This window comes from Proteus sp. STS61-E, assembly GCF_040932335.1.
GTDB classification, from domain to species: domain Bacteria; phylum Pseudomonadota; class Gammaproteobacteria; order Enterobacterales; family Enterobacteriaceae; genus Proteus; species Proteus mirabilis_B.
The window spans coordinates 230497-242932 of sequence record NZ_JBFQGE010000008.1 but is presented as its reverse complement, the minus strand read 5'-3'; the positions used below and the strand labels follow the sequence as shown (position 1 = coordinate 242932).

The window sequence follows — 12436 nt, the reverse complement described above, 5'->3', positions numbered from 1 at the left end:
TCAGAATTTAAATCCTTTGTGTAATGCAACTATACCTCCGGTCATATTGGTATAGGTAACTTGATCAAATCCAGCTTCTTCCATCATACCTTTTAGTGTTTCTTGGTCTGGATGCATACGAATTGACTCCGTTAAATAACGGTAGCTTTCAGCATCATTAACAATCACTTGACCAATTTTTGGTAGGATATGGAAAGAGTAAGCATCATAAATCTTGCTTAAAGGATCAAGAACAGGTTTAGAGAATTCTAGCACCAGCAGACGTCCACCTGGCTTTAATACACGGAACATAGAACGTAACGCTTTTGCTTTATCTGTCACATTACGTAAGCCAAAGGAGATTGTGATGCAGTCAAAATGGTTATCTGGGAACGGTAACTCTTCAGCATTTGCCTGTACATAGTTAACATTACCCACAATACCGTGATCGCGTAGCTTTTCACGTCCCATTTTCAGCATTGAGTCATTGATATCAGCTAAAACAACTTCCCCATTTTCACCCACAAGACGAGAGAATTTAGCCGTTAAATCACCAGTACCACCAGCAAGGTCAAGAACACGTTGGTTACGTCTAACACCACTTGCTTCAATGGTATAACGTTTCCAAATGCGGTGAACACCGAAAGACATCAAGTCATTCATTAAATCATACTTAGACGCGACAGAGTGAAAAACCCTTGCAACCATGGTTTGTTTATCATCTTTGTCAACGGTTTGGAAACCAAAATCAGTTGTTTCCTTAGTTTGTTGAGTCATATTATTTGCCCGCTAATTAATCAAAATTTAGTAAATTCAGTACTGGTCGTTCTCAGAAATCGATATCTCTTTATTTTATCAAATCAATCAGATGCTGATTTTTCAATGAGATCATTATCAATCGTTTTTTTTATCTCAACCCCTAAGGATTTAAAGCCTTCCGCTTGACTGATTAGATTTCCACGACCTTCAGAGAGTTTTTTCATCGCTAATAGATAGCCAGACTGCGCTTTTTGAATACTGTTTCCTAGCCCTTGCATATCATCAACGAAAAGTCTTAATTTGTCATACATTTTAGCCGCTCTGTCTGCAATTTCTTGCGCATTTTGGCTTTGATATTCATAACGCCATAATGCGGCTATTGTACGCAAAGCAACAAGTAAAGTAGATGGCCCAACTAACATAATATTGTTTTTCAATGCTTCTTCTAGCAAGTCTGGAGAATGACCAATCGCAACAAGATAAGCTGGCTCAATAGGTATAAACATTAAAACATAGTCTAAAGACGTTACACCCGGTAGTTTATGATAATCTTTTACACTCAATCCTTTAATATGCGCTTTAATTGAGTTCACATGCGCATAAAGCGCTTGTTTGCGTTCATTATCATTATCACTACTAAAATACTTTTCATATGCCACCAGCGACATTTTAGCGTCGATAATAACATCTCTACCATGAGGTAGATGCACAATTACATCAGGTTGATAGCGACTACCATTTTCATGTCGAATACTCACCTGTGTTTCAAATTCATGACCTTCACGTAATCCTGAAGACTCTAATATACGTGCTAATACTGTCTCGCCCCAGTTACCTTGAACTTTATTATCCCCCTTCAAGGCATTGGTTAAGTTAACGGCTTCTTGTGCCATTTTTACATTCAATTGTTGAAGCTGGCGAATTTCATGAACCAAGGTATGTCGCTCTCTGGCTTCTTGCCCAAAACCATCTTGAACTTGTCGCCGAAAGCTTTCGAGCTGTTCACGAAAGGGGGAAAGTAAGTGTGTCAATCCTTGGCGATTCAACTCTTCAGCTTTACGTCCACTTTGTTCGAAAATACGATTAGCTAAGTTCTCAAACTGCGTTGCAAGCCGTTGCTCACTATTTATTAATAATCGTTGTTTTTCTTCTGCGGATATTCGGCTTTCTTCCCAACGAGTTGTCACTTCTCTTAATTCAGCTTCTTGAGAGGTAATAATTTCTCGCTGAGCACGTAATTCTTGCTCTAGTTGTTCTATATGTTGTTGTAAAGAAGGGATAATTACCGCTTTTTCTTGAGCGATAGCAAGCTGTGTGTGATTTTCACGTAGCATGGCTTCTTTATCGGATAAACGTTGTTGGATAGACCACCAAACCAGCGCGCCTCCAACAAGTACACCACCTAATAAACCAATGATCCCATATAACAACTGAATATCCACTAAAGTGACCTTTTTACTTTCCAGCGGGCTACGTTAAAACGCATAGGTAATATTGTCTAGCAACAATTTACATCATGACTTGATTTGCGATAAAGGACGCAGTTATCCCATCCATTTCGCAAGCCATTGCAAACCAAAAGCACCGGGTGCCAAAATGCCAAAAGCCCAAATCATGGCTGAGGTTAAATTAGCAATTTGAAAATAACGTTGTGGCATCGCACAAATACCCGCAACTAACGGGACAATGGCACGAAAAGGCCCAAAAAATCGACCAATAAACACGCCCCAAATTCCCCAGCGATTAAAGAACTGATGGCCTCTAACCAATGTTTGTGGTGAACGTGAAATTGGCCACAAATTTTTCACACCGTCTTTATAGTGAAATCCTACCCAGTACGATATCCAATCACCAAAGAAAGCACCTAATGCAGCCGCAAGCCAAATCGGCCAAAAAAACAGACCACTTTCACCAATTAAAGCACCTAATCCCAATAAAATAACCGTGGCGGGAATAAGCAAAGAGATAAACGCGAGTGATTCACCAAAAGCAAGAAAGAACACGATCGGAATAGCCCAGATCTCGTGCTCTTTTACAAAGAGGGTGATGGTATGAATAATGTCTTGTACTGTCAAAATAGAGACCTTAAATTCGGTTAACCTAAGTGAAATAAAACATTCTGATTAACCGAATATAAATCACTTCATTACTCTAGAAAATAATTTTGTAAGGCATCTCGGCTAGAAGCATCTAAACCGATATCTTTTTCTAGCCAAGTATCCACATTACCGTAATGCTGATTAATACTAGCTAATGCCGTTTGCAGAAACTCTTCTTGTACCGAATAAACATAGGCAAATTTATCAACAATGCTATCACTCATTGTTTTGGCATGTTCTTCTAAAAGATAAGCGCGATAAGGCGCTAATGTTTCATTGGTTAGCAAGTAATCTTCCATTACCACATCTAAAGATGCACCGAGTGCGAATAATACTAAAGCTGAGCCAACACCTGTTCTGTCTTTACCTACTGCACAGTGTTGCACTACGCCCCCTTTTTCGGGTTGCTTTAATAACGTAGCTAATTGTTTATAGGCAGGGTTATTAATAGGTAACAATTTATATAACTGAAACATAAAGGCTTTAGCATCAAACTGCTCAAGTATTTCAGGTGTCAGCTTTTCAAGATTGGCAGAGACTTCTTTGGATAACGGATTGGCAGGTGCATGATAATATTGCGCACCGTCCCAGACTCGGTCTGGTTTATCAACGATTTCGCCAGTATCGCGATAATCAATGATTTGAAAAAGATTTTTATCAATGAGAAGAGATTGGTCTGTATTGGTTAATCTATCCAGCGAGCCTGAGCGAAAGAGCATTCCGGGTTTAATAACACCACCGTTACTCAATTTTTTACCGCCTAAATCACGAAAGTTAATTCCGCCGACTAAAGGCAACACCGAAGGATGTGTTTGTAATATATCAGTCATAATGCCTCTTCTCATTGTTGTATTGTTAAGACCTCAAAGACCTTAACAGAAATCAGCGTCTGTTAACACATTAACTTGATGAATTACCATACAAAAAAAGCCCTTAATACTTATGTATTAAGGGCTTTCATATTTGATGAAAAAAACTTATTTCATTAAAATGCGAGCGGCTTCGATAACGATACCTAGTGCATTATTTTCAGTTTTCTTCAGTAATTCCGCATCTGGAATTTCTTGTTGAGTACGGTTTACGATAACACCCGCAACCATACCTGCACGTAAACCTTGGCTTGCACACATTGTTAATAATGTTGCAGATTCCATTTCATAGTTCATTACGCCCATTTCTTGCCACTCTTTCATAGAGCCTTTGAAACGGCGAACAACACGACCTGTATAGGTGTCGTAACGTTCTTGTCCTGGATAGAATGTATCTGAAGATGCAGTAACCCCTACGTGTACAGTTGAGCCATTGTCTTTAGCGGCTTTGTACAGTGCGTTCATACATTCAAAATCAGAAACAGCTGGGAATTCCATTGGTGCGAAATGTAAGCTTGCGCCATCTAAACGAACCGCAGCAGTGGTGACAAGAATATCACCTACATTGATATGCTCTTGAATCGCACCTGTTGTACCAATACGTAAAAAAGTACGAATACCTAACTGTGCTAATTCTTCAACAGCGATAGAAGTAGATGGACCACCGATACCTGTTGAGCAAACAATGACGGCCTTGCCATCAATTTCGCCACGCCATGACGTGTATTCACGTAAAGAAGCCAGATGAACTGGGTTATCCATTAATTTTGCAATTTTTTCAACTCGCTTAGGATCACCTGGAACAATTGCTAAAGTGGCACCCTGTAGGTCATTTTTGGTTAAACCTAAGTGAAATACATCAGACATATCGGACTCCTCAATGGGACAAAACCAATGATCATTAAATTAAAAGTTACTGTATCAGTTTTCCAGACCTTTTTAGTGACAAACATCACTTACAAGGCACCAAACAAAGCAACAATTTCATAAAATTGTGACCATAATCACGAAAAACAGCATTCGAAATACATTTTCAGCGAATACATCACCCATATTCGCTTACTTCAATCATTCACTAAAATAAACATTTCATTTATCAGTATAGACGACACAAATACCTTGATGCACATATACTCTAAATAATTCAAGATGTAGCTAGAAGTCAACAACGCTACAACTTGAAGTATGACGAGTAAATACTCTAAATAGTTCAAGATGTAGCTAGGCGACAAAAGAACGAGTCGCTAGGAGCATACAATAGTATGTGACTAGCGCGAGAGAATGAAGTCAACAACGCTACGACTTGAAGTATGACGAGTAGCTTGAAGTATGACGAGTAGCTTGAAGTATAACGAACATAACGCGTACACTACCCGCCCTTAAAATAAACACCTAATGTGACAAACACACCGTCACTGGAGTAAACATGAGCTTATTTAACCAAATTGCGAGCCTACTTGGTGGCGAAAAAATCAATCAATATAAAACTGTCCTTGACTGGATTGGATCTCAAGGCGGCATTGAAGGCTTAGTAAAGCAATTTGATACAGCGGGTTTAAGTGAGCTTATTCAATCTTGGATAAGTACCAATACAAATTTACCTATCAGTGCTGAACAAATCGTAGCGGTTTTTTCATCACCTGTTATTAATGAACTTGCGTCAAAAATTAATTTAAACGCGACAGAAGCTTCTGAAATGGCAGCACAATACTTACCTAAATTAATTGATAAAGTCACGCCGGATGGCGTTATACCTCAAGATTTAGATTTAGTCAGTGCTGGTATGGATATTTTAAAAGCGAAGATTTTTGGCGGCTAAATAAACAGACTGTTTTAATGCGTTTTCCCTTACATCCCATAAGAGAAAACGCATCACGTTCTTAATAATCAAAATTGATTACAGCAAACCTTCTTCAATCAACGCTTCATGAAAACGTTGTTTCTCTTCAGGTGTTGCCTGAATACGCTCTAAAGGCACATCTAAAGCATAAGGAATATTCTGTTGTGGTGAATAAACGGCTAATACGTAGGTATTTCCATTTTGCTCAATTACAATAGGAGGTGTTTTCTTATTTCCTGAATAAGCGATACGGATATCTTTACCATCTAAATTAAGATGATAAGTGGCAATAAATTGCTTATTACTCACAACCATTTTTGCAGGAATAGCGATTAATTTTAAAGGTTGAGTTCCCACTGATAATAATGCTTTTCTTACTTTACTCGTCAGTATTTGACGATAAATAAAAAAGATCACACTAAAACCAAATAAGCCGATGAAAATAATAGTGCTAATTAAACGAAGCCAAATATTATCTATCGCCACATCAACGGTCATTTTACTTAGATCATTTGCATCAGCGACGGGTTCAACTAACACATCTTTGGGACCTAAATCTAAAAAGGTAAAATTACGCGAAACTTCATTGCCTTTATAACGCAAATCAACACTACAGTTAGTAAGAACAAAGAGTTGCGAGCGACAAGAGCCTTTCACCGTAGCGTCAACAGGTACAGCATTCTCACTGATTTTATAATCATAAAGAATATTGGGAATTTGATAAGCACTAAATACCGTCATTGCTAGCATGAAAATAACTAAGAATAAGGTGCGAAATAATCCACCGTCTCCTCTTAGTGGAACTAATTTCAAAGGTCGAGTTGGAAAAGCATCTAATACTTTATCCGAAAGTTTAATGCTAGTTTGCACAATAATTATATCCATAAAATTAGAGAGTTTTCGCAGTATAGCAACTCTCATGAATATCAATAATAAGATTTACTCTAAGTTTTAATGAATACCTTTCTTTTTTATTTTATATAAATTTAACCTGCTATTTTGACTGCGCGGCTTATCTAAAGTAACAGGTCAAAAATAGCAGGCTAATAAATGATTAATTATTTTATTACACGCTCTGACGCAAATACTTAGCTGCCTCAACCATATTCGCTAATGCTGCGCGTGTTTCAGGCCAGCCTCGTGTTTTCAATCCACAATCTGGGTTCACCCATAAACGCTCTGCGGGAATTCGAGATTGCGCCTTTCTTAATAAACCAACAATCCATTCCACATTTGGCACATTAGGTGAGTGAATATCATAAACACCCGGTCCAATTTCATTTGGATAATCAAAGTGTTCAAAAGCTTCTAACAGCTCCATATCTGAACGTGAGGTCTCAATAGTAATAACATCTGCATCCAGTGCTGCAATAGAATCCATGATGTCATTAAACTCGCAATAACACATATGAGTGTGGATTTGTGTTTCATCATCAGCAATGGCAGCACTTAATTTAAAAGCATCGACAGCCCAATCAAGGTAAGCCTGCCACTCATTACGACGTAACGGTAATCCTTCACGTAATGCAGGTTCATCAATTTGAATAATACCAATACCCGCTTTCTGTAAATCATCCACTTCATCACGCAGTGCTAACGCAATCTGTTTTGCAATTGTTTCGCGTGTCACGTCTTCACGAGGGAATGACCAACATAAAATTGTCACAGGACCTGTAAGCATGCCTTTAACTGGCTTTTCCGTTAATGACTGCGCGTACGTTGCCCAATCTACAGTAATCGGTGCAGGGCGACTAATATCACCGATAATCACTGGTGGTTTTACACAGCGTGAACCATAACTTTGTACCCAGCCATTTTGCGTAAACACATAACCATCAAAATGTTCACCAAAATATTCCACCATGTCATTACGTTCAGCTTCGCCATGAACTAATACATCAAGACCAAGGTTTTCTTGTTCTGATATTGCTTGCTTAATATGTTCACTAATATTTGTGCGATAAGCTGCCGTATCTATACGCCCTTTCTTAAAATCTAAACGAACAGTACGAATTTCTGTTGTTTGCGGGAATGAGCCAATCGTGGTCGTAGGCCATAATGGCAGATTAAATCGAGCTCGTTGTACTTCTGCACGTTGAGTATAAGGTGAATTTCTTTCACTATCTTGTGCTTCAATTGCCTGTAAACGAGCCTCAACTGTTGCATTATGCACACGAGTCGAGTGCTGACGTTGACGAATTGGCGCACTGTACTGTGCCAATTGTTCATCATACTCACCTTCTGGTGCATTCAAAGCCTTGGCTAACAAAGCCACTTCTTCACATTTCTGAACAGCAAAAGCAAACCAGCTTTTTACTTCATCATCAAGTTTCGTCTCTGCATTTAAATCAATTGGGCTATGCAGTAATGAACATGATGTTCCGATCCACAAAGGACGCTTATCTTTTAGCGCAATCACTTGCTGATAACGTGCGCTTAAATCTGCTTTCCAAACATTTCGGCCATTAATGGCACCTAATGACAGTACCCAGTCTTTAGGTAACGCTTGGTGTAAATGTTGCAAATCATCTTGCCCAGCTGAAATGTCAACATGAAGCCCATTAACAGGTAAGTTTTTAATAATATCAAGATGATGAGAAATACCATCAAAATAGGTTGTCAGCAGTAATTTAGTTTGTCCCGTTAATGCTTGATAAGCTGTTTGGTACGCATTTTGCCATTCAATAGGTAAATCGAGTACCAATGCAGGCTCATCAATTTGCACCCATTCAATGCCTTTCTCTTTTAATGCAGTAAGGACTTGTTGATAGATAGGTAAAATATCTTTTAACAGCGTTAATCTATCAAATTCAGGGCCTTTCACTTTACCTAGCCACAAGTAAGTCACAGGACCGAGTAAAACAGGTTTTACTTTATGACCCAGTGCTAATGCTTCATCGACTTCTTCTAGCAACTCTTTCCATGCAAAGGTAAATGACTGACCTTGCTGAAATTCCGGTACGATATAGTGATAGTTAGTATTAAACCATTTCGTCATTTCAGATGCAGCAGCAGGTTTACCTGTTGGTGCTCTACCACGAGCGACTCTAAATAGAGTATCAAGATCGAGTGAGCCATCTTCATTACGATGACGAGGTGGCACATTACCTAGCAGCAGGCTTGTACCTAATACTTGGTCATACCAAGCAAAATCACCGACAGGTAATAATTCAACACCTGCATCTGCCTGCTGTTGCCAATGGCGAGCGCGAAGTGCTTTACCCACTGCAACCAATTCTTCCTGTGAAATCTTGCCTGCCCAATAATTTTCTTGCGCCTTTTTTAGCTCTCTATCTAAGCCAATACGAGGGAAACCGAGTGTGTGATTGCGAATTGTCATAATTAAAATCCTATTTTTAGCCGTCTAGATGTTTACACATCCATAATCTACAGGTAGTGTATAAATCACAAGCGCAAATTTTTCATCAACAACCTGAAGGTTTCTCATGATAGAAATAAAACATTTAAAAACGATCTTAGCCTTGAAGCACACAGGCTCTCTTGCTAACGCAGCAAATCAACTGCATCAAACGCAATCGGCTCTTTCACATCAGTTTAGTGAATTAGAACATCGCCTTGGCTATCGGATTTTTGTACGTAAAAGCCAACCACTGCGCTTTACTTCACAAGGGGAAGTGCTCGTTAAATTAGCAGAAGAAGTATTGCCTATCGTTCGTAGGGCGATTGAAGCGTGTAATGAGCCGGGTAGTGTGAATTTGAATATTGCTATTGAATGCCATAGTTGCATTCAATGGTTAACCCCTGCATTACAGCAGTATCGTCAAACATGGCCTGAAGTGGCTGTTGATTTTCATTCGGGGGTGACATTCGATCCACAACCTGCATTATTACAGCGTGAATTAGATGTAGTGCTAACCTCGGATATCTTGGATGATCCTCGTTTACATTACACACCGTTATTTGACTATGAAGTGAAATTAGTTTTATCGCCAGACCACCCTCTTTCTAATCGCTTACATATTCAGCCACAAGATTTAATTGCAGAAACGCTATTTATTTATCCCGTACAAAGAGAGCGCTTTGATGTATGGCGTCATTTCTTGCAGCCCGCAGGGATCACTCCACATTTTAAACACGTCGATAATACGTTGTTATTAATTCAAATGGTTGCAGCCGGTATGGGTATTGCTGCATTGCCTCATTGGGCTGTTGAGAATTTTGAAAAACAGGGATTAGTTGTTACAAAAACATTAGGAGAGGGATTATGGAGCCGGTTATATGCCGCTAACCGCAGTGGAGAGCAACATCAACCGGCAATTCGAGAATTTATTCGCTTATCAGGTCAGCACGCTGTTAACAATCTTCCTTTTGTAAAGCAGGTCGGCGTATCCAGCGTCGATGGATCCAAAGTGATGCAACAATCAGGCTCGCGCCTATGATGAAACTTGGCCAATTTGGATGTTGTTGCCAAATAGAGAAGTTCACTAATAACCCTGCTGGAACCATCATGTTATTCATAATAGCTAAGGTTCCAGCATCAACTTGTGTGGCACCATAGTTCCACATGAAATACCCTATTCCAGAAGCGCCAATTCCTAACCAGAGCAAAACACCCCATTGTAGCGATGTTGTTGGCATTTTCTGCCAATCAGCAAAAAACAATGCACCAACCAATGAAACCGCAACTGCACCAAGATAAAACCAAGAAAATGCATGATGTTGAGGAATAGGATGTACTTCCATTAACCGTTTATAACCCACCTGACCGATAGCAAAGAAAATATTAGCCAATTGCACTAATAATAATCCATACCAAAAATCATCACTTAAATGGTCATAGCGAATAATTGCCGCACCTAATACCGCTAATAATGAGCTAAATGCATAACCCCAACGTAATTTCTGACGCTCTAATAAATCATAAATTAACGTGACATAAAGCGGTGTTAAGACAGTAAAAAGTAAAAATTCTGCGACAGTCAAATAGTTATAAGCGTGGAAGACAAACAGATACATAATACCGAGTTGGCAAGCTCCCACGAGCATATAAAGCAAAATCACCTTAAAACGAATTCCCTTCCAACGTAAGAAAGGTAAGAAGACCAAAGCCGCCAAAGAAACGCGGATCAGAACAGAGAGCCAGCTATCAACCTGACCCGCGAGATACTCGCCGATCAGGCTAAAAGAGGCCGCCCATAACAGTGTTGTAATAACGAGCAACCACATAATTAACTGTCTTTCTCTACTAACAATGCTTCCATTAAATCCAATTCATGTAGCAATAATTGGAGCGTTTCATTACTGATTTTTCGCGTCGCTCTTAGATGGTAAAGCTCACCACGTTCAGCACGTAATGCCGTTAAGCGAAAACGCCTTTCGAGATCTTCTTCTAACGCGTTATGAACCATTTCATCTTGATTTGCAGTGCGGCGTCTTAAATACCCCGTTACACGAGAAGCCACTTCATTAATTTCTTCAGCATCTAACTGCTCTTCAGTGCTTGCTGCTAAACGCTCTTCCATTTTATTCAGGCTGACAATTGCTACTTCTGCCATTACTTTACGTGCATAGCGAACTTCATTTTTGTCAGCTTCTTTGTCGGTTGCTTTCACGCCTTTTAATAGGAAAGGAAGAGAAATAATACCCACTAAAATCGACAGCAAAATAACGCCAGCAGCAATAAAGATAATTTGATAACGCCCCGGGAATGTACTGCCATCGGTTAAAAATAGTGGAATAGAGAGCGCACCCGCAAGCGTAATAGCACCACGAACACCAGCAAATGACGATAACCACAACTCACGCGTTGTATAATTAGCAAAATCAAGTGGATGCTTTTTCATAAAGATACGGCTAATTTTCTTCATTAGCCATAACCATGTAAATCGCAGGATCAGCAGTGCAAAGTAGATAACGAAGACGGCTGCAAACAACATCCAGACTTCAACTTCAGGATCAAGATCTGCTTGAATAACAGAGCTTGTCCAGATAATAGGAAGTTGTAAGCCAAGCATGATAAAAACAAGTCCGTTAAAGACAAATTCAAGCATTGACCACACGCTATCAGCACGTAAACGCATCGCAAGCGGTGCATTGCGAATAACGCCTGATTTACTGATAGTCATACCAGCAGCAACAGCGGCTAAAATACCTGAAAAACCAATATGTTCTGCAATAAGATAAGAGGCAAAAGGCAGCAGCAACATAAAGACGATTTGTGTAGCAGGATCGTCTCCACTCCAACGGCTCATTAATCGTAGAGATTTACTGTAAAGCAAGGTGACACCGATACCTGCCAGTAATCCCCCAACAGCGACTTTGAAGAATTCAAGGGTTGCACCACCAACAGTAAACACCATTGTGCCCATTGCTACAGCAACCGCAAATTTCAAGGCAACCAGACCTGAAGCATCATTCATTAATGCTTCACCCTCTAAAATGCCCATTATTCGCTTAGGTATTCGCCCTTTACCGACAATGGACGAGAGTGCGACCGCATCTGTTGGCGAAAGTACTGCCGCCAATGCAAATGCAGAAATAAGAGGAATACTTGGCATCATCCAATAAATCAGATAACCGATACCAACAACCGTCACCATGACTAAAACAAGCACAAGAATAAAAATCTCACGCCCATTTTGGATAAATTCTCGTGTCGGTGTTTTCCAACCATCAACAAAAAGCAAAGGTGGGATCAATAGAACGAGGAACAATTCAGGATCAAAAGTGACATGTAAACCAAACTGAGGCCATGCCAATAAAGCCCCTATCACAATCTGTATTAATGGTAACGGAACACGAAAGGGAATTAATTTTGTGATAACTCCCGAAACTGAAACCACCAGTATTAAAATCAAAATAGTAAAGAAAATTTCCATGTTACCCTTACATGCCTATTTTTATCCTGAAAACCTAGCATCTTTTCCTTG

The 12436-nt window shown here is 39.6% G+C and carries 11 protein-coding genes; 2 read left to right on the top strand and 9 right to left on the bottom strand.

The window, feature by feature from the left end:
* The 5 genes from ubiE to udp all read right to left on the bottom strand — a co-directional run bounded on the left by ubiE (nt 1) and on the right by udp (nt 4573).
* A complete protein-coding gene (gene ubiE, locus AB4J89_RS17545; RefSeq protein WP_075672293.1) occupies nt 1–756 on the bottom strand; it encodes a bifunctional demethylmenaquinone methyltransferase/2-methoxy-6-polyprenyl-1,4-benzoquinol methylase UbiE in 756 nt (251 codons plus the stop codon).
* Nucleotides 757–839: 83 nt separating this feature from the next.
* The gene (gene rmuC / locus AB4J89_RS17540; protein ID WP_102949417.1) at nt 840–2180 is read right to left on the bottom strand and encodes a DNA recombination protein RmuC; all 1341 of its coding nucleotides are present in this window, start codon (nt 2178–2180) and stop codon (nt 840–842) included.
* 102 nt (nt 2181–2282) lie between these two features.
* Nucleotides 2283–2813 (bottom strand): DedA family protein, encoded by a 531-nt coding sequence (locus tag AB4J89_RS17535; protein WP_088493904.1) that lies wholly within the window; start codon nt 2811–2813, stop codon nt 2283–2285.
* Nucleotides 2814–2884: 71 nt separating this feature from the next.
* A complete protein-coding gene (locus AB4J89_RS17530; RefSeq protein WP_088493905.1) occupies nt 2885–3667 on the bottom strand; it encodes a tyrosine-protein phosphatase in 783 nt (260 codons plus the stop codon).
* 147 nt (nt 3668–3814) lie between these two features.
* On the bottom strand, nt 3815–4573 hold the full coding sequence (udp, locus tag AB4J89_RS17525) for a uridine phosphorylase (protein WP_023583501.1): 759 nt from the start codon (nt 4571–4573) through the stop codon (nt 3815–3817).
* 559 nt (nt 4574–5132) lie between these two features.
* Between udp and AB4J89_RS17520 the strand changes: the two genes are divergently transcribed.
* Nucleotides 5133–5525 (top strand): YidB family protein, encoded by a 393-nt coding sequence (locus tag AB4J89_RS17520; protein ID WP_088493906.1) that lies wholly within the window; start codon nt 5133–5135, stop codon nt 5523–5525.
* A 78-nt stretch (nt 5526–5603) separates the two neighbouring features.
* On the opposite strand, the gene AB4J89_RS17515 is transcribed toward AB4J89_RS17520, so the two are convergent.
* The gene (locus tag AB4J89_RS17515; RefSeq protein ID WP_088493907.1) at nt 5604–6431 is read right to left on the bottom strand and encodes a hypothetical protein; all 828 of its coding nucleotides are present in this window, start codon (nt 6429–6431) and stop codon (nt 5604–5606) included.
* Nucleotides 6432–6612: 181 nt separating this feature from the next.
* A complete protein-coding gene (metE, locus tag AB4J89_RS17510; RefSeq protein ID WP_088493908.1) occupies nt 6613–8886 on the bottom strand; it encodes a 5-methyltetrahydropteroyltriglutamate--homocysteine S-methyltransferase in 2274 nt (757 codons plus the stop codon).
* 106 nt (nt 8887–8992) lie between these two features.
* Between metE and metR the strand changes: the two genes are divergently transcribed.
* On the top strand, nt 8993–9946 hold the full coding sequence (gene metR, locus AB4J89_RS17505; RefSeq protein ID WP_088493909.1) for an HTH-type transcriptional regulator MetR: 954 nt from the start codon (nt 8993–8995) through the stop codon (nt 9944–9946).
* Here metR and AB4J89_RS17500 read toward each other — a convergent pair.
* Both AB4J89_RS17500 and AB4J89_RS17495 read right to left on the bottom strand, forming a co-directional pair.
* Nucleotides 9861–10733: a carboxylate/amino acid/amine transporter gene (locus AB4J89_RS17500; RefSeq protein WP_088493910.1), complete on the bottom strand. Its 873-nt coding sequence runs from the start codon at nt 10731–10733 to the stop codon at nt 9861–9863. The genes metR and AB4J89_RS17500 overlap by 86 nt on opposite strands.
* Before the next feature lie 2 nt (nt 10734–10735).
* Nucleotides 10736–12385 carry a Na+/H+ antiporter gene (locus AB4J89_RS17495; RefSeq protein WP_088493911.1) on the bottom strand — a complete coding sequence of 550 codons (1650 nt, stop codon included), beginning with the start codon at nt 12383–12385 and terminating at the stop codon, nt 10736–10738.
* Between the last annotated feature and the right edge of the window lie 51 nt (nt 12386–12436).